Here is a 20569-nt window from a genome sequence, read left to right as displayed (position 1 = left end):
GAAGTCCCGAAGTGGGTACCCCCATGTCTCAAACAGCCGTGAAGGCTCCCGGAGTCCCGGACTCCAACCGCTGGAAAGCGCTCGTCTTCATCGCGCTCGCCCAGCTGATGGTCGTCCTCGACGCCACCATCGTGAACATCGCGCTTCCCTCCGCCCAGCAGGACCTGGGCATATCCGACGGCAACCGGCAGTGGGTCGTCACGGCCTACGCCCTCGCCTTTGGTGGTCTGCTGCTCTTCGGCGGCCGTATCGCCGACCTGTGGGGCCGTAAGCGCGCCTTCGTCGTCGGTCTCGCCGGATTCGCCGCGGCCTCCGCGCTCGGTGGCGCCGCCACCAACGAGGCCATGATGTTCGGCGCCCGCGCCCTGCAGGGTGTCTTCGGTGCCCTGCTCGCGCCCGCCGCGCTCTCCCTGCTCGCGGTGATGTTCACGGACGCCAAGGAGCGCGCCAAGGCGTTCGGTATCTACGGCGCCATCGCCGGTGCCGGCGGTGCCGTCGGTCTGATCCTCGGTGGCTTCCTCACCGAGTACCTGGACTGGCGCTGGACGTTCTTCGTGAACATCCCCTTCGCCATGATCGCCGCGGCCGGTGCCTGGTTCGTCATCCGGGAGCCCGAGGGCGCCCGCAACCGCAACCCGCTCGACATCCCCGGTGTCCTGCTCTCCACCCTGGGCCTGGTCGCGCTGGTCTACGGCTTCACCCGCGCCGAGTCCGAGGGCTGGGGCGACGCGGTGACGGTCGGCATGTTCGTCGCGTCCGTCGTTCTGCTGCTCGCGTTCGTCGTCACCGAGGCCAAGGTCAAGGCCCCGCTGCTGCCGCTGCGCGTGATCACCGACCGCAACCGCGGCGGGATCTACCTCTCGCTGGGCCTCGCCATCATCGGCATGTTCGGTCTGTTCCTGTTCCTGACCTACTACCTGCAGATCGTCCAGGGCTACTCGCCGGTGAAGACCGGTTTCGCCTTCCTGCCGATGATCGTGGGCATGATCACGGGCTCGACCCAGATCGGCACCCGTCTGATGACCCGGGTCGCGCCGCGGCTGCTGATGGGCCCGGGCTTCCTTCTCGCCGCGGTCGGCATGCTGATGCTGACCCAGCTGGAGGTCGACTCCTCCTACGCCGCCCTGCTGCTGCCGGCGATGCTGCTGCTCGGCCTCGGTATGGGTACGGCGTTCATGCCGGCCATGTCCCTGGCTACCATGGGCGTCAAGCCGCAGGACTCCGGTGTCGCCTCCGCGATGGTCAACGTCTCCCAGCAGGTGGGCGGTGCGATCGGTACGGCCCTGCTGAACACGATCGCCGCCTCGGCCACCACCACCTACATCGCCGACCACATCGGCGGCGCGGCCGGCCGGTCCCAGCAGCAGCTGGTCCAGCTGGAGGGCATGGTGGAGGGCTACACCACCGCGATCTGGGCGGCCGTCGGCATCCTGCTCGCCGCTTCGCTGATCGCCTTCACCCTGGTCAACGCCGGCAAGCCGGGCAGCAGCCCGGTGGCCTCGTCCGAGGACGGCGCCGAGGAGGAACTGGCGGTACCGGTCGTCGCCCACTGACGACCCACCTCTTCGGGACGACCGGCCCGTACGTACGGGGGAGGGGACGCCCCGTACGTACGACCCAGGATCTGCCCTGGCCTCGCTGAGTGAGCGGCTCAGCGGAGCCAGGGCAGATCCGCACCCGCTTCGTCCGGCTCAAGTCCCTCGGCGACGATCCGCATGATCTCGCCGAGGGACTTCTGCTGTTCCGGGGTCAGCCGGTCGAAGAGCGCGCCCCGCACCGCGCTCACATGGCCCGGCGCGGTCCGCTTCAGCACCGCCATCCCCTCGTCGGTCAGCACCGCGAACTGGCCGCGCTTGTCCGAGGGGCAGTCCTCGCGGCGCACCCAGCCGTTCTTCTCCAAACGCGCGATGGCGTGCGAGAGCCGGGAGCGGGTGATCTTCGCGTACATCGCCAGCTCGGTCATCCGCAGCCGCCGCTGGGGGGAGTCGGCGAGCTTGACCAGCAGGCCGTAGTAGATGTGCGGCATGCCCGCGTCCCGCTGGAGCTGGCGGTCCAGGTGGTCCTCCAGCAGCGTGGTGGCCTGGAGGTAGGAGCGCCAGACGCGCTGCTCCTCGGCGGTGAGCCAGCGGGGCTCTTCAGTGGATGCGGGTGCGGATGCCGTGTTCATGGCTCCACTGTACGAGCCGTCTGCTTGAAAGTTGAAACAACGGGGCCTATTCTGACGTAGAGGTTTAGAATTCAAGTAATAGCTCAGGGCGAGTAACTGCTCAGAGGGAGTCGCCACGATGTCCGCCGCCACCCAGGAGCGCATGCCCGCGCTCTACCTCAGCCACGGTGCCCCGCCCCTCGCGGACGACCCGGTCTGGCCCGGCGAGCTCGCGGCCTGGTCCGCGCAGCTGCCCCGCCCGAAGGCGATCCTCATGGTCTCCGCCCACTGGGAGGAGGCCCCGCTGGCGCTCGGCGCGGTGGAGACCGTCCCCCTCGTCTACGACTTCTGGGGCTTCCCCGAGCACTACTACCGGGTGCGCTACGAGGCGCCCGGCGCCCCCGCGCTCGCCGAGTCCGTACGCAAGCTGCTGCGCGCCCCCGGTATGCCCGTGCAGGACATCCCGGACCGGGGCCTCGACCACGGCGCCTACGTCCCGCTCGTGGAGATGTTCCCGGCCGCCGACATCCCCGTCCTCCAGATCTCCATGCCGACGCTCGACCCGGTCCGGCTCATGGAGATCGGCCGGAAGCTGGCGCCGCTGCGCGACGAGGGCGTGCTGATCGTCGGCTCCGGCTTCTTCACCCACAACCTGGCCGCGCTCCGGCAGGGCGGCATCCCCGCCTGGTCGGCGGAGTTCGACGACTGGGGCCGGCGGGCGCTGGAGAACCACGACTGGGACGCGCTGCTGGACTTCCTCGGGAAGTCCCCGGCCGGCCGGTACGCCCACCCGCGCACCGAGCACTTCGCCCCGCTGTTCGTGACCATGGGCGCGGCCGAGGCCGGCGGCGAGCTGGACGCGCAGCGCTCGGTGATCGACGGGTTCTGGATGGGGCTGGCGAAGCGTTCGGTGCAGTTCGGCTGAGCTACAGGGGTTTCTCGTACCAGGCCACGTCCCAGTAGCGGCCGAACTTGCGGCCCACCTCGCGGTACGTGCCGACGTGCTGGAAGCCGAAACGCTCGTGCAGCCTGGTGGAGGCCTCGTTCGGCTGGGCGATGCCCGCGTAGGCGCGGTGCAGATCCTCGTCCGCCAGGGTCTCGAAGAGGGCCTTGTACAGAAGGGTGCCCACCCCTCGGCGGCCGGCGTCCGGGGCGAGGTAGACGGTGACCTCCACGGAGGTGGCGTACGCGGGCTTGGGCCGGTGAGGGCTGGATGTGGCGTACCCGAGGATCCGCTGTGAGTTCCCCGTGGAGTCCCGTTCCTCGGCAACCATCAGGCGGTACGGCCCGTCTTCAGGGTGGGAGAGCAGCCAAGGGCGGCGTTCTTCCGGCGTGAAGACCGCGGTATCGAAGGTGATCGGCGTCTCACGTACGTAGTGGTTGTAGATGTCCGTGAGGGCTTCGAGGTCAGCCTCGACTCCCGGCCTGACCTGCACCTCTGTACGTGCCGCTGACATCCCGCCTCCTCGTGTGGCCGGACAGGGTACTGCATGATCAGAAAAATAGGGGGACGGGTTGGGAATTCTGTCCTGATTCCAGTCGTTGTTTCCATCGGATGCAGGGCACCCGAGCAGAGTGCCGGGCACCAAGGACAACCCGCCAGCCCACCATCGCAAGGGAGCACGCATGGCAACCCGTGCCGTCACCCGTCGTCAGTCCGCCGCTGGCGAGACCGTCGACAGGGCACGCAGTGTTCGCGCCCATGGCGGCGAGATCGCCGATCGCGACCTGGTCGGCATGTACCTCGACGAGATCGCGCGCACACCGCTGCTCGACGCCGCCAAGGAGGTCGAGCTGTCACAGATCATCGAGGCGGGTGTGTTCGCGCGACAGGTCCTCGACGGGTACGAGGAGTCCAAGGCGGACGCCTCCCGTGAGGAGCTCGAAGCGCTGGTCGCCGAGGGGGAGCGTGCCAAGGATGTCTTCATCCGCTCCAACCTCCGCCTGGTCGTCGCCGTCGCCCGCCGCTACCCGCGCAGCGGACTGCCGCTGCTGGACCTGATCCAGGAGGGCAACGCCGGCCTGGTGCGCGCGGTCGAGAAGTTCGACTACCGCAAGGGCTTCAAGTTCTCGACGTACGCGACCTGGTGGATCCGTCAGGCCATCACCCGTTCGATAGCCGACCAGTCCCGCACCATCCGGCTCCCCGTCCACCTGGTGGAGGAGCTCGGCCGGATCCGGCGCGTGCAGCGCGAGTTCAACCGTGAGCACGGCCGCGACCCGGAGCCCGCGGAGATCGCCGCCGAGCTCGGCTCGAACCCCGACCGGGTGATCGACGTGCTGGACTGGGCCCGCGACCCGGTCTCGCTGAACATGTCGGTGGACGACCAGGGCGAGACCCAGTTCGGGGACCTGCTGGAGGACACCTCGGCGGTCTCCCCGGAGCAGTCCGTCCTGACCCTGCTGCGCAGCGAGGAGCTCGACGACCTGATCGGCCGCCTCGACCAGCGCACGGCCTCGATCATCAAGATGCGGTACGGCATCGACGACGGCCGCGAGCGCACCCTGACCGAGGTCGGCAAGGAGCACGGTCTGACGCGCGAGCGTATCCGGCAGATCGAGAAGCACGCGCTGCTGGAGCTGAAGAAGCTGGCCCGGGACACCGGGTTCGACGCCGCCGCCTGATCGTGGACGCGAGTCCGGGGGCGTGCGAGCGCCCCGGCCGCGTACGCCGGGTGGCGAAAGAGCGCGCAAACATGGCGTTGTAACGCCGCTTCAACTCCCAGGGCCCTGGGAACAACCTTTCAGGGTCCAGGAGTTCGGTCCCCGCGATCCCCCCTCGCGGGCCCTCCTGAACCAAGTCCCGCCGCTGTCCCCCCGGCGCCGGGACTCTCCCAAGCCGGACCCCGGCGCCCTCCCCCCCCTGGGCGCCGGGGTCCGGCTCTTGTGCGGGCATGCTGGAAGGCGGGCCACCCCGTACCTGAACCCCGGGGTGGCCCGCCGGATGGCAGATTGTGTCACATGGGCATAGCCTGCCGAGTGTGAGTAGCCCCACCCCAGCACCAAACTCCGCCGTCCCCCTCTCCCTGACGGAGCGGCGCAAGGCGGAGACCCGTATGCAGATCGCCCGCGCCGCGGCCGCCCTCTTCGTCAGACAGGGCCTGCGCGCCACCCGCGCCGAGGACATCGCCCAGGCCGCCGGTATCGCTCCGCGCACGTTCTACCGCTACTTCGCCACGAAGGAGGAGGCCGTCTCCCCCCTCTACGCGGCGGGGGCCGAGCGGTGGGCGCAGGCGGTGCGGCTGGCTCCCGCGGAACTGTCCGTCCCCGAGGCGCTGGAACACGCGGTCGAGCACACGCTGACCCCGGGCGTGGGGGTCTCGGCGTCCTCCTGGGAGTGGGTGCGCACGCTGATCCGTCTCGCCGTGGCCAGTCCCGCGCTGGGGAAGGTGTGGGCGGAGGTCTGTCATGCGTCCGAGGGGACGCTGGCGGAGGTCCTGGCGGCGCGGTTGGGCGACGCGGGGCTGAGGGACGCGGGACTGGGCGGCGAGGGCGACAACGTTGCCGGTCCCTCTCCCGAGCTGCGGTTCGCGGCGGCTGTGGCGGGCGCCGCTGTGCGGGTGGCCGTCGAGTCGTGGGCGGTGGGGGAGGCGCGGCCGGCAGGGCCGGAGGGTCCGGGTGCTCTCGCGCTGCGGAATCTCGCGGTGGTGCGGGACATTCCGTGGGGGGAGGTCGCGGGTTCGGTGAGGGGTGGGTCGTAGAACAGGTTCCGTAAGGGTCCGGTCGTAGCAGGCCGGTGCTTTTGCTCAGCCCTTCGCCGCCCTGCTCAGGCGGCCGCCCAAGTCCCTTACACAGCGGACCAGTTCCTCCGGCTCGTGCACGGTGAACTCGCAGTCGGCCATCGCCAGCCGTACCGCCATCCACTCCACGGCGTCGCCGGTCGTGGCGCGCAGCCGGCAGGTGTGGTCGTCGAGCGGTTCGGGAGCGCCGAGCCACTTGGGCAGGCGGGCGGCGATGAAGTGGGCGGGGGCGGCGAAGGTGACCGAGAACTCGTAGGTCTCCTGGCGGCGGTACATGGACTGGCGCAGATACTCGGCCGCGTTGCCGGCGGGCAGCTCGCGCGGGGTGAAGCGCGCGCCCGTCGCGAAGGGGTCGCTCACCCGGTCGACCCGGAACGTCCGCCAGTCGTCGCGGTCGAGGTCGTAGGCGACGAGGTACCAGCGGCGGCCGGTGGAGACCAGACGGTAGGGCTCGGTGACCCGTCGGGACTCCGTGCCGTCGCCCGCCCGGTAGGCGAACCGCAGCCGCTCCTGGCCGGCCACCGTCGAGGCCATGACCGTGAGCGTCTCCGGTGCGATGCTCGCGCCGTCGCCGCTGGTCAGCGGGGTGGTCGCGGCCTGGAGGGTGGCGACGCGATGGCGGAGCCGGCTGGGGAGCACCTGCTCCAGCTTGGCGAGCGCCCGTACGGACGCCTCGTCGACGCCCTCGACCGCGTGCCCGGCGCCGGCGCGCAGGCCGACCGCGATGGCGACCGCCTCCTCGTCGTCCAGGACGAGCGGCGGCATGGCCTTGCCCGCGACGAGCCGGTAGCCGCCCTCGGCGCCCTTGGTCGCCTGCACCGGATAGCCGAGCTCACGCAGCCGGTCGATGTCCCGCCGCACGGTACGCCGCGACACACCGAGCCGGTCGGAGAGCTCGCCGCCGGGCCATTCGCGGGGTGTCTGGAGGAGGGAGAGGAGCTGGAGGAGGCGGGCTGGAGTGTCTGTCGTCATGCCTCTGAGAATGCCGCAGAACTAGGACAGGATCTGACCTACTCGGGCTCTAACTTCTTTCACATGACCCAAGAGACGACACCTGTCGGAGACAAGCGGCGCTGGTTCGCGCTGGCCATCGTGATGACCGCCGCCTTCATGGACCTCGTGGACGTGACGATCGTCAACATCGCGATCCCGTCGATCCAGCGGAACGCCGGCGCCACCGAGAGCCAGATCCAGTGGATAACGGCCGGTTACGCCCTCGCCTTCGCCGCGGGCCTGATCACCGGCGGCCGCCTCGGCGACATCCACGGCCGCAAGAAGCTGTTCCTCCTCGGCATCGGCGGCTTCACGATCGCCTCCGCGCTGTGCGGCTTCGCCGCGAACCCGGAGATGCTGGTCGCCTCCCGCATCCTGCAGGGCGCGATGGCGGCGCTGATGGTGCCGCAGGTGCTGTCGATCGTGCACGCCACCTTCCCGGCGCACGAGCGCGGCAAGGTGTTCGGGCTGTTCGGCGCGGTCGTGGGGCTCGGCGCGGTCAGCGGTCCGCTGCTCGGCGCGCTGCTCACCGAGTGGAACCTCTTCGGCCTGGAATGGCGCCCGATCTTCCTGATCAACCTCCCCGTCGGCATCGCAGGGCTGATCCTCGGCAGCCGCTACATCACCGAGTCCAAGGCGGCGAAGGCCCCCAGGCTCGACCTGGTGGGCGTGGCCCTGGTGACGCTCGGTCTGCTGATGCTGCTCTACCCGCTGACCCGCGGCCGTGAGACGGGCTGGCCGCTGTGGGGGTACGTGTCGATGGCCGGCTCGCTGGTCGTGCTCGCGGTGCTGGTGGCGTACGAGAAGCGCAAGTCCGCGCGGGACGGCTCCCCGCTGATCGAACTGTCCCTGTTCAAGGTGAAGAGCTTCGCCGCCGGTATCGCCGTACAGACCGTCTTCGGTGTCGGGCTCGGCATCTTCTTCCTGGTGTGGACGCTGTACATGCAGTCCGGCCTGGGCTGGGGTCCGCTGAAGGCGGGGCTGACCGGCGTGCCGTTCTCGCTCGCGGTGTCGACGGCGGCGGGGCTGTCCGTGCAGAAGCTGGTGCCGCGCTTCGGGCGCAGGGTGCTGCAGTCGGGTGCGCTGGTGCTGGGTCTCGGTGTCCTTCTCTACCTGTGGGAGTCCGAGCGGTACGGCCTCGGCATCACGTCCTGGCAGATGGCGCTTCCGCTGGTCGTGATGGGCGTGGGCATGGGTCTGATCGTCGCCCCGCTGACGGACGCGATCCTCTCGGAGGTGCCGCGCGAGCACGCCGGTTCGGCGTCGGGCCTGATCAACACGGTGCAGCAGATGGGCAACGCGCTGGGGCTCGGCCTGGTGTCGGTGGTCTTCTTCGGGGTGCTGGACGACCGGGTGGGTGCCGGGAGCGCTGTCGGGCCGGCCTTCGTGGACGCGTTCCAGCATGCGCTGGGCTGGGTGGCCGCGGTGATGGGCGTCATCTTCGTGCTGATGTTCGCGCTGCCACGGAAGCCTGCGCAGCATGTGGAAGGCGCGTCCGGGCCGGAGCCCCTGGGCGACCGGGACGAGGCGCGGGAGCCGGTGCCCGTCGCCTGAACCATCGGATCTCGGACCGTCCGCATCAAGGGCCCTGCGCTGGTCGGCGCGGGGCCCTTCCGCATGCTTCTGGGGCCGCGCGTCCGTTCATGCCCGAGTTACGCCCGAACCTGTTTACTTTCCGGAAATCCCGACGTAGCCTCCAAGCGAAACCACAGGTTCGGGCATTGGTCGGAGGCGAACGGACATGTACGCACCGGAGCGGCAGCAGGAGATCCTCCGGATCGCCCGTGACGGCGGCCGGGTGGATGTGCTGTCGCTGGCCGAGGAGTTCCAGGTCACGGCGGAGACGATCCGCCGGGACCTGAAGGCCCTGGACCGGGCAGGACTGCTGCGCCGGGTGCACGGCGGGGCCATTCCGGTCGGCCGCCTCGACTTCGAGCCGGACCTCGCCGAACGGGAGTCCACGGCCGCCGACGAGAAGGACCGCATCGCGAAGGCCGCCCTCGCCGAACTGCCGGCCGAGGGCACGATGATCCTCGACGCCGGTACGACGGTCGCGCGGGTCGCGGGCGCCATCCCGCTGGAGGCCTCGCTCACCGTCGTCACCCACAGCCTGCCGATCGCGGCCCGGCTCGCGGACCACCCCGGTATCCAGCTCCATCTGGTCGGAGGGCGCGTACGGCACCGTACGCGCGCCGCCGTGGATGCCTGGGCGCTGCGTGCGTACGGCGAGATCCGGGCCGATGTCCTCTTCGTGGCGGCCAACGGCTTCTCCGCCGACCACGGCCTGACCACCCCCGACCTCGCCGAGGCCGCGGTGAAGCGCGCGGCCGTGGCCGCGGCCCGCCGTGTCGTGCTGCTCGCCGACTCCTCCAAGCACGGCCAGGAGCACTTCGCCCGCTTCGGCGACCTGAGCGATGTGGACCTGCTGATCACCGACAGCGGGCTGAGCCCCGAAGACACCGCCGCCATCGAGCGCGGCGGCACGGAAGTAGTGCGCGCATGATCCTCACCGTCACCCCCAATCCGTCGCTGGACCGCACCTACGAGGTCCCGTCCCTGGAGCGCGGCGAGGTCATCCGCGCCACCGGCGAACGCATGGACCCGGGCGGCAAGGGCGTGAACGTCTCGCGCGCCGTCGCCGCCGCCGGACGGCGCACGGTGGCGGTGCTGCCCCTGGGTGGTGCGCCGGGCGCGCTCGTCGCGGATCTGCTCGACGCGCAGGGCATCGAGGTCACGGCGGTGCGGGTCGCCGGAGCCACCCGCTCGAACATCGCGCTCGCGGAGTCGGACGGAGTGCTCACGAAGATCAACGCGCCGGGTCCCGAGCTGACGGCCGCGGAGCAGGAACTGCTGCTGGAGACGGTGCGTGAGCAGTCGCGGGACGCGGACTGGATCGCGTGCTGCGGGAGCCTGCCGCGGGGGCTCGGTCCGGCGTGGTACGCCGATGTCGTCGCGCGGGCCCACGCGGGGGGCGCGCGGATCGCGCTGGACACCTCGGGGCCCGCGCTGCTGGAGGCGCTGCGCGAGCGGCCCGACGTCGTGAAGCCGAACGCCGAGGAGCTCGCGGAGGCGGTCGGGCGCCCCCTGTCCACGGTGGGCGACGCGGTGAAGGCGGCCGAGGAGTTGCGCGAGATGGGCGCACGCGCCGTGCTCGCGAGCCTGGGCGCGGACGGCCAGCTGCTGGTGGACGGCGCGGGCGCCTGGTTCGGCAGCGCGCGAGTGGATGTCGTACGCAGCAATGTGGGTGCCGGTGACTCCTCGCTCGCCGGCTTCCTGATCGCCGGCGGCAGCGGCCCGGAGGCGCTCGCGTCCGCGGTGGCCCACGGCGCCGCCGCCGTACAGCTGCCCGGCAGCGTCATGCCGTCGCCGGGCGACCTGGACCCGTCGGCCGTCACGGTCACGGCCGAGGTGCCGGTGGACCGCGTACTGAAGGAGCCGGTGTCATGACGTACGCCTCTCTCACGCCGGCTGCGAAGTGGCGGGGCTCCCCGTTACTCGCCGCTGCCGATGACCGTCGGCAGGGCAACCTGAGCCGCCCTGCCGTCAGGTGGGGGCGGGGTTTCCCCGGCCCCGCCTCCACCACCTCCCCCCACTGCATCCCCGTCCCCACCCCCGCCCACCCCACTCCCCGGGCGATACGCGTGCGAAGGAGCCCGCGATGAGCGACATGATCACCGCGGACCTGGTCGATCTCGACCTGTCCGCCGATACCAAGGAAGCGGCGGCCCGTGCCCTCGCCGAGCGCATGGTGGCCCTGGGCCGGGTGACCGACCTGGAAGGCTTCCTCGCCGACGTCGCCGCCCGCGAGGCCCAGATGCCGACCGGCCTCGACGGCGGCATCGGCATCCCGCACTGCCGCAGCGAACACGTCACCGAGCCGACCCTCGCCTTCGGGCGCAGCGCGGCCGGGATCGACTTCGGCGCGGCGGACGGTCCCGCGGACCTGATCTTCCTGATCGCGGCACCCGCAGGTGCGGACGACGCCCACCTGACGATCCTCTCCTCGCTGGCACGGCAGCTGATGAACTCCGAGTTCACGGACGCGCTGCGGGCGGCGGGGGACGCGGGTGTCGCGGCGGCGCTGATCCGGGGGGACGAGACTCCTGGCGCGGCCGAGGAGACGAGCGGTTCCGCAGACTCCGCTGCGGTGTCGGCGGCGGCCTCCGCCGGCACCGCAGCGGTCAGCACCACCAAGGGCACCCCCGATTCCTCCGGAGGGAACGCGCGCCCCTTCCGTATCGTCGCCGTCACCTCCTGCCCGACCGGCATCGCCCACACCTACATGGCGGCCGAGTCCCTGGAGAACGCGGGCCGTGAGGCGGGTGTCGAGCTCGTCGTCGAGACGCAGGGCTCGGCCGGCTTCACCCGGCTCGACCCGGCGGCCATCGCGGCGGCGGACGGCGTGATCTTCGCGCACGACGTGCCGGTACGGGACAAGGACCGCTTCGCCGGCAAGCCGACGGTCGACGTCGGCGTGAAGGCGGGCATCAACCGCCCGGCCGAACTCATCACCGAGGTGCGCGAGAAGGCGGCGCGCGGGGAGGTGAGCGCGGGGGCGCCCGCGGGCACGCCGGTCGAGCGTGCCGGTGAGTCCGGCGAGGGCTACGGCACCAAGCTGCGCAAGTGGCTGATGACCGGCGTGAGCTACATGGTTCCGTTCGTCGCCGCGGGCGGTCTGCTGATCGCCCTCGGGTTCGCGATCGGCGGCTGGGAGATCAACAAGGCTCCGTCGGTCATGGAGCGCTTCGACTGGACCCAGGTCGACAGCTGGGGCGCCCTGCTCTTCCAGATCGGCGGCGTCGCCTTCGGCTTCCTGGTCCCGGTCCTGGCCGGTTACATCGCCTACGGCATGGCGGACAGGCCAGGCCTGGTCCCCGGCTTCGTCGGCGGCGCGATCTCGCTGACCATCAACGCGGGCTTCCTCGGCGGCCTCGCGGCCGGTCTGATCGCCGGTGGTGTGGTGCTGGCGATCCAGCGGGTGAAGATCCCGCCGGTGCTGCGCGGCATCATGCCGGTGGTGGTGATCCCGCTGATCTCCACGCTGATCGTCGGCTTCCTGATGTTCGTGGTGATCGGCAAGCCGATCGCCGAGGCCCAGGAGGCCATGACCGACTGGCTCGACGGTCTCTCCGGCACCAACGCCATCCTGCTCGGCGTCCTGCTCGGCCTGATGATGTGCTTCGACCTCGGCGGCCCGGTCAACAAGGTCGCGTACGCCTTCGCCACGGCCGGTATCGCCGTCGCCGACCCCAGCGACTCCGCGATGAAGGTCATGGCCGCCGTGATGGCCGCCGGCATGGTCCCGCCGCTGGCGATGGCCCTGGCCACCACGGTCCGCGGCAAGCTCTTCACCCAGACCGAGCGCGAGAACGGCAAGGCCGCCTGGGTGCTGGGCGCCTCCTTCATCTCCGAGGGCGCCATCCCGTTCGCGGCCGCCGACCCGCTGCGCGTCATCCCGGCCTCGATGGCGGGCGGCGCGGTCACCGGCGCGCTGTCGATGGCCTTCGGCGCCACCCTGCGTGCCCCGCACGGCGGCATCTTCGTGGTCCCGCTGATCGGCAACCCGCTGCTGTACCTGGTCGCCATCGCGGCGGGCGTCTGCGTCACCACCGCCCTGGTGGTCGTCCTGAAGGGCATGCGCAAGCCGGCCCCCGGCGCGGCGCCCACCGGGCCCGGCGCCGGTGTGGCCACCGCGACCGCGGAGTCCAAGCAGCCGGTGGCGGCCTGAGCGCGCCAAGTCGCCCTTATTAAGGAGCTGTGAGTCGTTCACGGCACCTGCGAGATACGTCACGGTCCGGGGCCAAAGTCCCGGACCGTGGTGTGTACTGGGGCGCATGCCTGAGCACGTCTCGATCTTCCAGCTGCTGGGCGTGGGCCTGCTCGCCCTGCTGACCGTCGCCTGGGTGGTAGGCCTGTCCCGCGTCCTGCGCGCCATCCGCCCCGGCGCCGCCCCGTGGCCCACCGACCCCGCCCTGTCCGCCCTCCCGCCGCAGCGGCAGGCGGTCCCGCACCTGGAGGCGGTACAGCTCACCCCGGCCGAACAGGACGCGTTCGCGGGCCTGGTACGGCAGCTCAGCGACGGGCGCTGAACGCCCCGCGCCGGCGCACGCTACGACACCTGCGCCGCCCGGCGCTCCATCGCGTCCCGCGCGGCGTCCTCGCTGACGTACACCTCGCACATGTGCCGCCCGTCCGGCGTCGCCGTGTGCTCGACCTCCCACAGGGAGATCTCCGCGCCGTCGCGCAGCAGGAAGGCGTGCTCGTAGAGCGAGAAGCACAGCCCGGCGCGCCCGGCGCGGCACGGCCGTCCGAAGGCCTGCGTGATCTGGTGCGCGAACGCCGTGGTCAGCAGCGCGGCGGTGTCCGGGCCCGGCCGGTCGGTGTTCTCCGCACGGCGCAGGAGCCGGCGCGCGTGGTCGGCGGAGTCGTCCGGCACGTACGCGTGCCGCGGCGCGTGGACCGGCGACAGCTGCACCGTCACCGGCAGCTCGAAGTCCGGGGCGTCCGGCGGCAGGGGCAGACGCGCGGTCGCGGCGCGCAGATCCTCCTCGTCGACGTACACCTCGTGCTGCGGTGCGCTGCCCCGCGCGGTGTTGTGGACGAGCTCCCACAGGGTGAGGGCCGAGCCGTCGGCGAGCAGCCAGGTGTGCCGGTACGTCTCACGGTGCCGGCCCGCGCTGTGGTGCGCGGAGTGCAGCGAACTGTCGTGCGCCAGCGCGCAGTCGAGTCGCCGTATCACCTCGTCGGGCAGCTCGAAGGAGTTCAGGGCACGGCCGAGCAGTCGCGCGAGGTGCTCCTCCGGAGACTCCGGCGACTCATGGGATTCGTACGCTGCCGTCTCGTACGGAACGCTCAAGGCTTCTCCCGGCGTTGCTGCATGTCACCTTGTGGGTGCATACCGTAGCCCCTCGGTCGGACATCATGTCCGGGAACCGAGAAAACGTACGCACGTAAAACGCCCGGGCCGCGCGGATGGTTCCCACGCGGCCCTACGAACCGTCAGAAGGCCCTGCTCAGGCGGCACTTCCCGCGGTCCACTCGCTCCACGGCATGTTCCATCCGTTGAGCCCGTTGTCCGGCGCCACCGACTTCTCGGGGGAGTTCTTCACGATCACCACGTCGCCGATGAGCGAGCTGTCGTAGAACCACTTCGCCGTCGTGTCACCCTGCGCGCCCCGCACGTCCTGCATCCCCACACAGCCGTGGCTCGTGCCCTGCCGGCCGAAGGGCGGGTTGCCCTTGTCGTACCAGTAGTTGCCGTGCAGGAAGGTGCCCGACGTCGTCAGCCGCATCGCGTGCGGCACATCGGGGATGTCGTACGCGTCGGCCAGATTCACCGTCCGGCTGTTCATCCGCGTCTCCAAGAGCTTCTCGGAGATCACCATCTGCCCGTTGTACGTCGGGAACTCCGCGCTGCCCGCCGAGATCGGCACCGACTTGAGCGTCTTGCCGTCCCGCGTGACCGTCATGGTCTGTGTGCTGACATCCACCGTGGAGACCTGCGAGCGCCCGATGGTGAAGGTCACGGTCTTCTTCTGCACCCCGTAGACGCCGTTCGCGCCCTCGATCCCGTCCAGGTCGATCTTCATCGTGACCTTGGAACCGGCCTTCCAGTACTCCTCGGGCCGGAAGTCGAGCCGCTGCGCCCCGAACCAGTGGCCCACGATCTTCTGCCCGCTGCTCGACGTGACGGTGATGCCCGACCGCACGGCCTTCTGGTCGCTGATCGCCTTGTCGAAGGTGAACGACACCGGCATCCCGACGCCCACCGTCGCGCCGTTGTCCGGCGTGTACGTCCCGACGAAGCTGTTCTGAGGCGTGACCGTGGTGAAGCTCGAACCGGCCGCGACGGTCTTCCCGTCCGCGCCCTTCGCCTTCGCCGATATCTCGTACTTGGTCCCGCGCTCCAGCTGCTCCTTCGGCTTCCAGCTGCCGCCGTCCGCCGATATTGCCCCCGGCACGGCCTGTCCCGTCCCCGCCACCGTCATCTTCACGTCGGTGAGCTCGCCGTCGCTGACCTTCACGCCGGTCGAGTTGATCGACGCGCCCGACGAGCCGTCCTTCGCCGAGATGACGATCTTCGCGGCCGACGTCCTGGCGGAGTCCCCGCCCTTGCCGTCGTTCTGCGCGTCGGCGCTGCCGCCACAGGCGGTGAGGGTGAGGGCGCCGACCATCAGGACGGCACAGGTCCCCAGTGCGCGCCGCGCTGCTTTGTCCGGCGTTGTCACAGGCTGCTCCCAGTTCACGTGATCTGCGTGGTCCGATCCGATGCGTGCAGATAGAGGGAATCCGCGAGGCGTCGGGTTCCCTCCATGTGCGGTGAACGCCATGACGTGACAGAACCGCGACATTCACGGGCGGAGGTGGCGGAGCGGGAGCACCTTGCGCCGCTCAGGCCCCCGCGGCACCACCCCCGTACAACTCGCCGTACGACGGCCACACCCCACCCGGCCCGTCCACGGACTCCGCGGCGCGCACCGCGCGCACGATCGCGCGCGTCACCGCATCCGCGCCCGCGGCGAGGATGTCGTTCAGCGCGAGCGGGCTCGCGGTATCGAGCGTGCGCGCACCCGTCGCCAGCGCGAACACCGTGTCGCCGTCGTTGAGCAGATGCACCGGCCGTACGGCGCGCGCGATGCCGTCGTGCGCCGTGCCGGCCAGCTTCTGCGCCTGCGCCTTGGACAGGTCCGCGTCGGTGGCGACGACGGCGAGCGTCGTGTTCAGCGGGGGAGGCGCGTTCTTCGACGAGGTCTCGGCGAGGCGCAGCCGCGCGGCCTCGTGCACGCGCGCCCCCGGATACTCCACACGCCCCTGGAACAACTCGCCGTACAGCACACCGGTTTCCGGATCCATCGCGCTTCCCACCGCGTTCGCCACCACCAGCGCGCCCACGGTGACCCCCGAGTCGAGCACCACGCTCGCCGTCCCGACCCCGCCCTTCAGCGCCCCGAGCACCGCCCCGGCACCGGCGCCGACGCACCCTTCCCGCACCCCGGCGCCCACCGCGCTCGCCGCTGCCTCCTCGACCGCCGCGCGCCCCGTCGCCGCATCCGGCCGGGCCCGGAAGTCGCCGCCCCGCCCCAGGTCGAAAACGCACGCCGCGGGCACCACGGGCACGACATGCGCCGGATCCGGCCCGACGCGCACCCCGCGCCCCTGCTCCTCCAGCCAGGCCATCACACCGGAGGCCGCGTCGAGCCCGTACGCGCTGCCCCCGGTCAGGACGATCGCCTCGACCTTCTGCACGAGGTTGCGCGGATCGAGGGCGTCGGTCTCCTTGGTGCCGGGGCCGCCGCCCCGCACATCCACCGCGGCGACGGCCCCGCCCCGCGGGGCGAGGACGACAGTGGTGCCGGTGAGCCAACCGTCGCCGGTGCGCGTCGCGTGCCCCACGCGCACGCCGGCGACATCCGTCAATGCGTCAACTGTCATGGAGCCAGTGTCGTCCAGCCGCGGGCGCGGCCCGGTGACATCAGCCGGTCGGAGTCGCCGCCGGGCCCGCCGCGGTCCGGCGCTCCCGCGCGGTCATGCGTGCCGTCAGTGTCGTCCCGGTCGCCACCGCGAGAGCCGAGACGATCCCCGCCGCGAGCACCGCCCAGTTGCCGAGGAAGGTGCAGGCGATGACGAGCAGCGCCGTCGTCGGCAGCACGAGCTGCTGGGCGATGCCGTACTTGAAGTGACGTGAGTGCAGCGCCCACACCGTGAGCAGGTACAGCGCCGTCGGCAGGGTCACCGCGGCCGACGCGGACAGCGTGGAGATGTGCGCCTTGCCGACGGCCTGCTCGACCGCCACCTCCAGGCCGGCGCCGATCGCGGCCGCCGACGCGAAGATCAGGTAGTGGCCGTAGCCCCAGAGGAAGGACTGCCGGTTGGAGCGCAGATGACCGTGGATCGGCACCACGAAGTAGATCCACCAGGCCGAGAAGATGATCAGGAGTCCGCCCGCGGCGATCGGCAGCAGTTCGCCGAGCACGTCGTTCTCGTCGAGGGCGGTCTTCACGGCGACCGTGGCGGCGGCGATCGTCTCGCCGAGCACAATGATCGTGAACAGGCCGTACCGTTCGGCGATATGGCGTGGATGCCAGGACGTGGCGTGGTCCTTCTCCGCGTACGCCGGCACGCACATCTCCACGATCGCCATCACCAGGAACAGCCAGGGCCTGCCGCCCTCGGGCAGGATCAGCAGCCCCAGCCAGCCGATCTGGCACAGGAACACGCCGGCGGCGTACCGCAGGGCCGTCGTTCTCGCGGGTCCCTGACTGGAGCGTGCCGCGCGCAGCCACTGGGCCGTCATCGCGAGCCGCATGATCAAGTAGCCCAGCCAGACGGCCAGGAACTCGTGGTCGTCGAACGCCTTGGACACCCCGGCCGCGAGCACCAGCACACCGGCCATCTGCACCAGGGTGACGACCCGGTAGAGCGCGTCGTCGTTGTCGTAGGCGGAGGCGAACCAGGTGAAGTTCATCCAGGCCCACCAGATGGCGAAGAAGACCATCGCGTAGTCGAGGATGCCCTCGCCGGCGTGCGCCTCGGCCACGGAGCGCACCAGCTGCACTCCGGCCTGCGCGATGGCCACGACGAAGCACAGGTCGAAGAAGAGCTCAAGTGGTGTGGAGGCGCGGTGCGCCTCGTCGCGGCCCCGGGCCGTGAGTCTGCGCAGAGGGCCGTTGCTTCCGGGCGTGCCGGGCGAGGCGGACGCGTGTGCCGAGCTGGACGTCATGAGTCCAAGCACAGCAGATGAGACGCCGGATTGGCGCGCTGGGAGAGGGGGCAGGGTGTCCTCTCGGCGCACGGACCGTACGCGGTCCGAGCCCCCGGACGGCCCGCCGCTGCCGACGCCGCCAGGGCCGTACCCTTGAGGCATGGACACCGCCCCCGATCCCGAGCCGCGCGAGCCGAAGGCTGCGCTGATCTTCGACGACCCGCTGGACCAGCAGTCCTCGGACGACACGGACCGCGGGTGGGGCGAGCGGCCGAGCGCCACGAGCGACAGCGCGGCCGATCTGAAGCGCTTCCTCGACGAGAAGCCGCCCCACCACATCTGAGTCCGGCGGGCCGGTGGGCACCTCGCCGCAGAGCCCCTTCGAGCGCGGTTACGACTGGTTGTGGCCCGAGCCGCGCTGCGCGACCAGCGCGTCGCGGATCTCCTTCAGCACCTCCAGCTCGGTCACCTCGATGACCTCGTGGGTGCCTTCCTTCGCCTTCCGGCGGGCCTCCTGGCGTGCCAGATACTTCGACATCGGCAGCACCATCAGGAAGTAGACCACCGCCGCGGTGATCACGAAGCTGAGCGTCGCCCCCAGGACCGAGCCCCACAGGATCATCACGCCGCTCGTGACCGTGCCGTCCGCGGCCTTCTCGCAGGGGCCCTTCAGACACGAGCTGTAACTGTCGAGGTTCTTGGTCCCGATCGCCCCGACGAACGGGTTGATGACGCCCCTCACCACCGAGTTGACGATGTTGGTGAAGGCGGCGCCGATGACCACCGCTACTGCCAGATCGACGACGTTCCCGCGCATCAGGAAGGCCTTGAAGCCGTCCAGGATGCTCGGTTCCTTCTTCTCGCTCACCTCGGGGACTCTCCTCGCACGCGCAAGTTGGGGAACAGACCGCTCCGCAACCTACGTCAGGGCTGGGCCGCCCTGTCCAATCCGGTAGCTCGATCATGCGACTTGACAAGCAGTCACGCACCAGGCGGAAGACACGGCTCAGCACAGTGTCACCGCCAGTCGTGCCGTCGCACTCGCGCCCACGAGACGGGCCGCCGTGGAACGCGGCACCGTGAGCACGACCAGCGCGCCGCCGTCCACCGCGTCGTCCAGGGCCTCGGGCACCTTCGTCACCCGCACCCCGCGCGCGACCACGCGCGCGTCCCCGCCCGCCGCCGTCTCCTCGGCCGCGATCACGTCCACTCGGTCACCGGGCCGCAGCAGCCGCACCGTGGCCCCGTCGGCGATCCGCACCGGCGCCGTCACCATCTCGACGGCGCGCCGCTCGCGTACGGGCTCCGCCGCCGGATGCCCGCGCGCACGGTCGGTGTCCCGCGGGCCCGCCGCCACCAGCGCCGCCGCCGTGACCGCGAGCCCCGCGGCCACGGCCCGCCGTCGATGCCGTACGAGCCCGCGCAGCTGGAACCGCCCGCCGCGCACCCGCACCGGCGCGAAGTGCGGCACCTCGCACGTCGGAGGAGCGTCCGTGCCGAGCGGGCGCGGAGGAAGGGGAGCGGCGGACGCGGGTGAGAAGCGGGAAGGAGTCGGAGACGGACCGAAGGACATGGGAACCACCACCTGCCACGAGGGAACGGCTTGCGAACCCACGATGAGGCTTCGCGCCGCCGCCCGCTGAGGCCGGTGGACGACCGGCAGGGTGTGGACAACTCCCTCACCCGAAGGGGAGGTTCCGCCCAGGAGATGCGCCCCGCGGATCCACAGGGGACCCGCGGCCCGCGGCCCTACGGCAGCTCGAACCCGGGGTCCATCCCGCCGAGCGCGGACGTGCACAGGCAGTCCCGCTCCTCGTTCGAGGGCAGCGCGGCCACCGCGTCGAAGAGCACGCCCCGCAGCCGGTCCACGTTGGCCGCGAAGACCCGCAGCACCTCGTCGTGCGAGACGCCCTCGCCGGTCTCGGCGCCCGCGTCGAGGTCGGTGACCAGCGTCATCGACGTGTAGCAGAGTTCGAGTTCACGGGCGAGCGCCGCCTCGGGATGACCGGTCATGCCCACCACCGACCAGCCCTGCGCCTGGTGCCACAACGATTCGGCACGGGTGGAGAAGCGCGGCCCCTCGATCACGACCAGCGTGCCGCCGTCCACAGGCTCCCAGTCCCGCCCGCGCGCCGCCTTCAGCGCGGCCGCCCTTCCGGCCGGGCAGTACGGGTCGGCCAGCGACACATGCACCACGTTCGGCACGGCGCCGCCGGGCAACGGCAGCCCGTCGAAGTAGGACGCCGCCCGGGACTTCGTACGGTCGACCAGCTGGTCCGGCACCAGGAGCGTGCCCGGACCGTACTCGGGGCGCAGGCCCCCCACCGCGCACGGACCCAGCACCTGGCGCACACCCACCGACCGCAGCGCCCACAGATTGGCCCGGTAGTTGATCCGGTGCGGCGGCAGATGGTGGCCGCGCCCGTGCCGGGGCAGGAAGGCGACCCGCCGCCCGGCGATCTCGCCGAGGAAGAGGGAGTCGCTGGGCGGCCCGTACGGGGTCTCGACCTGGATCTCGGTCACGTCGTCGAGGAACGAGTAGAAGCCGGAGCCGCCGATTACACCGATCTCTGCGTTCGCCATGCGGTCACAGTAGCTGGCGGCCGTTCACGGCCGAGAGGGGCTACGGCGAACGCGGAGAACCCCACCGTCCTACGACGGCGGGGTCCCGTGAGCGAAGCGCTACGCGGCGGAGCTGCTGCTGGTCGAGGTACCCGAGCCCGACGGCTTCGAGTCCGAGGACGTCGAGGTGGAGGACGTCGAGGAAGAGGCCGACTTCGACGACGACGCCGGCGAGCTGCTCGACGAGGAGCCGCGGCTGTCGTTGCGGTAGAAGCCGGAGCCCTTGAAGACGATGCCGACCGCGGAGAACACCTTCTTCAGGCGGCCACTGCAGCTGGGGCACTCGGTGAGGGCGTCGTCGGTGAACTTCTGCACCGCCTCAAGGCCCTCGCCGCACGCGGTGCACTGGTACTGGTAGGTCGGCAC

Annotated in this window: 21 protein-coding genes; 10 read left to right on the top strand and 11 right to left on the bottom strand. The window is 71.1% G+C overall.

What is annotated here, in order from left to right; all coding sequences use genetic code 11:
• The first annotated feature begins 23 nt into the window (after positions 1 to 23).
• On the top strand, positions 24 to 1553 hold the full coding sequence (locus RMT89_RS14695) for an MFS transporter (RefSeq protein WP_315884192.1): 1530 nt from the start codon (positions 24 to 26) through the stop codon (positions 1551 to 1553).
• 98 nt (positions 1554 to 1651) lie between these two features.
• Here the strand turns inward: RMT89_RS14695 and RMT89_RS14690 are convergent, their stop codons facing one another.
• Positions 1652 to 2167, bottom strand: coding sequence for a MarR family transcriptional regulator (locus RMT89_RS14690; RefSeq protein ID WP_315884191.1), 516 nt, complete (start codon positions 2165 to 2167; stop codon positions 1652 to 1654).
• Positions 2168 to 2285: 118 nt separating this feature from the next.
• On the opposite strand from RMT89_RS14690, the gene RMT89_RS14685 reads away from it, so the two are divergent.
• Positions 2286 to 3071 carry a class III extradiol ring-cleavage dioxygenase gene (locus RMT89_RS14685; RefSeq protein ID WP_315884190.1) on the top strand — a complete coding sequence of 262 codons (786 nt, stop codon included), beginning with the start codon at positions 2286 to 2288 and terminating at the stop codon, positions 3069 to 3071.
• Position 3072: 1 nt separating this feature from the next.
• Here RMT89_RS14685 and RMT89_RS14680 read toward each other — a convergent pair whose 3' ends face one another.
• Positions 3073 to 3603, bottom strand: a complete 531-nt coding sequence (locus RMT89_RS14680; protein WP_315884189.1) for a GNAT family N-acetyltransferase — start codon at positions 3601 to 3603, stop codon at positions 3073 to 3075.
• Positions 3604 to 3772: 169 nt separating this feature from the next.
• On the opposite strand from RMT89_RS14680, the gene RMT89_RS14675 reads away from it, so the two are divergent.
• Both RMT89_RS14675 and RMT89_RS14670 read left to right on the top strand, forming a co-directional pair.
• Positions 3773 to 4771, top strand: coding sequence for a sigma-70 family RNA polymerase sigma factor (locus RMT89_RS14675; RefSeq protein ID WP_315884188.1), 999 nt, complete (start codon positions 3773 to 3775; stop codon positions 4769 to 4771).
• Between the two features lie 431 nt (positions 4772 to 5202).
• Complete coding sequence (locus RMT89_RS14670) at positions 5203 to 5847, top strand: TetR family transcriptional regulator (protein WP_315884263.1); 645 nt, start codon at positions 5203 to 5205, stop codon at positions 5845 to 5847.
• A gap of 45 nt (positions 5848 to 5892) precedes the next feature.
• Here the strand turns inward: RMT89_RS14670 and RMT89_RS14665 are convergent, their stop codons facing one another.
• Positions 5893 to 6858 (bottom strand): YafY family protein, encoded by a 966-nt coding sequence (locus tag RMT89_RS14665; protein WP_315884187.1) that lies wholly within the window; start codon positions 6856 to 6858, stop codon positions 5893 to 5895.
• A gap of 63 nt (positions 6859 to 6921) precedes the next feature.
• Between RMT89_RS14665 and RMT89_RS14660 the strand changes: the two genes are divergently transcribed.
• From RMT89_RS14660 to RMT89_RS14640, 5 genes are all read left to right on the top strand, one after another.
• Positions 6922 to 8433, top strand: a complete 1512-nt coding sequence (locus RMT89_RS14660; RefSeq protein WP_315884186.1) for an MFS transporter — start codon at positions 6922 to 6924, stop codon at positions 8431 to 8433.
• Between the two features lie 187 nt (positions 8434 to 8620).
• Entirely contained in the window at positions 8621 to 9382 is a 762-nt protein-coding gene (locus RMT89_RS14655) for a DeoR/GlpR family DNA-binding transcription regulator (RefSeq protein WP_315884185.1), read from the top strand.
• On the top strand, positions 9379 to 10326 hold the full coding sequence (gene pfkB, locus RMT89_RS14650) for a 1-phosphofructokinase (RefSeq protein WP_315884184.1): 948 nt from the start codon (positions 9379 to 9381) through the stop codon (positions 10324 to 10326). The genes RMT89_RS14655 and pfkB overlap by 4 nt, the downstream gene beginning before the upstream one ends.
• Positions 10327 to 10537: 211 nt before the next feature.
• The gene (locus RMT89_RS14645) at positions 10538 to 12607 is read left to right on the top strand and encodes a fructose-specific PTS transporter subunit EIIC (RefSeq protein ID WP_315884183.1); all 2070 of its coding nucleotides are present in this window, start codon (positions 10538 to 10540) and stop codon (positions 12605 to 12607) included.
• A gap of 106 nt (positions 12608 to 12713) precedes the next feature.
• Positions 12714 to 12968 (top strand): hypothetical protein, encoded by a 255-nt coding sequence (locus tag RMT89_RS14640; protein WP_315884182.1) that lies wholly within the window; start codon positions 12714 to 12716, stop codon positions 12966 to 12968.
• Between the two features lie 20 nt (positions 12969 to 12988).
• Here RMT89_RS14640 and RMT89_RS14635 read toward each other — a convergent pair whose 3' ends face one another.
• The 4 genes from RMT89_RS14635 to RMT89_RS14620 form a co-directional block, all read right to left on the bottom strand.
• Entirely contained in the window at positions 12989 to 13735 is a 747-nt protein-coding gene (locus RMT89_RS14635; protein ID WP_315884181.1) for a DUF6227 family protein, read from the bottom strand.
• Between the two features lie 157 nt (positions 13736 to 13892).
• Positions 13893 to 15107 (bottom strand): Ig-like domain-containing protein, encoded by a 1215-nt coding sequence (locus RMT89_RS14630; RefSeq protein ID WP_315884180.1) that lies wholly within the window; start codon positions 15105 to 15107, stop codon positions 13893 to 13895.
• 163 nt (positions 15108 to 15270) lie between these two features.
• On the bottom strand, positions 15271 to 16311 hold the full coding sequence (locus tag RMT89_RS14625; protein WP_315884179.1) for a P1 family peptidase: 1041 nt from the start codon (positions 16309 to 16311) through the stop codon (positions 15271 to 15273).
• A 40-nt stretch (positions 16312 to 16351) separates the two neighbouring features.
• Positions 16352 to 17599, bottom strand: a complete 1248-nt coding sequence (locus RMT89_RS14620; RefSeq protein ID WP_315884178.1) for a low temperature requirement protein A — start codon at positions 17597 to 17599, stop codon at positions 16352 to 16354.
• Positions 17600 to 17741: 142 nt separating this feature from the next.
• Here RMT89_RS14620 and RMT89_RS14615 point away from each other — a divergent pair, with 142 nt between their 5' ends.
• A complete protein-coding gene (locus tag RMT89_RS14615; RefSeq protein WP_315884177.1) occupies positions 17742 to 17924 on the top strand; it encodes a hypothetical protein in 183 nt (60 codons plus the stop codon).
• 48 nt (positions 17925 to 17972) lie between these two features.
• Here the strand turns inward: RMT89_RS14615 and mscL are convergent, their stop codons facing one another.
• The 4 genes from mscL to RMT89_RS14595 form a co-directional block, all read right to left on the bottom strand.
• Positions 17973 to 18449 carry a large conductance mechanosensitive channel protein MscL gene (gene mscL, locus RMT89_RS14610; RefSeq protein WP_315884176.1) on the bottom strand — a complete coding sequence of 159 codons (477 nt, stop codon included), beginning with the start codon at positions 18447 to 18449 and terminating at the stop codon, positions 17973 to 17975.
• A 138-nt stretch (positions 18450 to 18587) separates the two neighbouring features.
• Positions 18588 to 19154 (bottom strand): hypothetical protein, encoded by a 567-nt coding sequence (locus RMT89_RS14605; protein ID WP_399498140.1) that lies wholly within the window; start codon positions 19152 to 19154, stop codon positions 18588 to 18590.
• 176 nt (positions 19155 to 19330) lie between these two features.
• Positions 19331 to 20164: an S-methyl-5'-thioadenosine phosphorylase gene (locus tag RMT89_RS14600; protein ID WP_315884174.1), complete on the bottom strand. Its 834-nt coding sequence runs from the start codon at positions 20162 to 20164 to the stop codon at positions 19331 to 19333.
• A 99-nt stretch (positions 20165 to 20263) separates the two neighbouring features.
• Positions 20264 to 20569: an FmdB family zinc ribbon protein gene (locus RMT89_RS14595; protein WP_315884173.1), complete on the bottom strand. Its 306-nt coding sequence runs from the start codon at positions 20567 to 20569 to the stop codon at positions 20264 to 20266.

It is taken from the genome of Streptomyces sp. P17, assembly GCF_032436805.1.
GTDB lineage: Bacteria > Actinomycetota > Actinomycetes > Streptomycetales > Streptomycetaceae > Streptomyces.
Note: the sequence above shows the minus strand (reverse complement) of the source record. Positions and strands in the feature narration are given on the sequence as shown.

What these genes read in the sequence shown, in the direction of transcription:
- RMT89_RS14695 (WP_315884192.1), top strand. Translation starts at nt 24, where the DNA reads ATGTCTCAAACAGCCGTGAAGGCTCCCGGAGTCCCGGACTCCAACCGC.
- RMT89_RS14690 (WP_315884191.1), bottom strand. Translation starts at nt 2,167, where the DNA reads ATGAACACGGCATCCGCACCCGCATCCACTGAAGAGCCCCGCTGGCTC.
- RMT89_RS14685 (WP_315884190.1), top strand. Translation starts at nt 2,286, where the DNA reads ATGTCCGCCGCCACCCAGGAGCGCATGCCCGCGCTCTACCTCAGCCAC.
- RMT89_RS14680 (WP_315884189.1), bottom strand. Translation starts at nt 3,603, where the DNA reads ATGTCAGCGGCACGTACAGAGGTGCAGGTCAGGCCGGGAGTCGAGGCT.
- RMT89_RS14675 (WP_315884188.1), top strand. Translation starts at nt 3,773, where the DNA reads ATGGCAACCCGTGCCGTCACCCGTCGTCAGTCCGCCGCTGGCGAGACC.
- RMT89_RS14670 (WP_315884263.1), top strand. Translation starts at nt 5,203, where the DNA reads ATGCAGATCGCCCGCGCCGCGGCCGCCCTCTTCGTCAGACAGGGCCTG.
- RMT89_RS14665 (WP_315884187.1), bottom strand. Translation starts at nt 6,858, where the DNA reads ATGACGACAGACACTCCAGCCCGCCTCCTCCAGCTCCTCTCCCTCCTC.
- RMT89_RS14660 (WP_315884186.1), top strand. Translation starts at nt 6,922, where the DNA reads ATGACCCAAGAGACGACACCTGTCGGAGACAAGCGGCGCTGGTTCGCG.
- RMT89_RS14655 (WP_315884185.1), top strand. Translation starts at nt 8,621, where the DNA reads ATGTACGCACCGGAGCGGCAGCAGGAGATCCTCCGGATCGCCCGTGAC.
- pfkB (WP_315884184.1), top strand. Translation starts at nt 9,379, where the DNA reads ATGATCCTCACCGTCACCCCCAATCCGTCGCTGGACCGCACCTACGAG.
- RMT89_RS14645 (WP_315884183.1), top strand. Translation starts at nt 10,538, where the DNA reads ATGAGCGACATGATCACCGCGGACCTGGTCGATCTCGACCTGTCCGCC.
- RMT89_RS14640 (WP_315884182.1), top strand. Translation starts at nt 12,714, where the DNA reads ATGCCTGAGCACGTCTCGATCTTCCAGCTGCTGGGCGTGGGCCTGCTC.
- RMT89_RS14625 (WP_315884179.1), bottom strand. Translation starts at nt 16,311, where the DNA reads ATGACAGTTGACGCATTGACGGATGTCGCCGGCGTGCGCGTGGGGCAC.
- RMT89_RS14620 (WP_315884178.1), bottom strand. Translation starts at nt 17,599, where the DNA reads ATGACGTCCAGCTCGGCACACGCGTCCGCCTCGCCCGGCACGCCCGGA.
- RMT89_RS14615 (WP_315884177.1), top strand. Translation starts at nt 17,742, where the DNA reads ATGGACACCGCCCCCGATCCCGAGCCGCGCGAGCCGAAGGCTGCGCTG.
- RMT89_RS14605 (WP_399498140.1), bottom strand. Translation starts at nt 19,154, where the DNA reads ATGTCCTTCGGTCCGTCTCCGACTCCTTCCCGCTTCTCACCCGCGTCC.
- RMT89_RS14600 (WP_315884174.1), bottom strand. Translation starts at nt 20,164, where the DNA reads ATGGCGAACGCAGAGATCGGTGTAATCGGCGGCTCCGGCTTCTACTCG.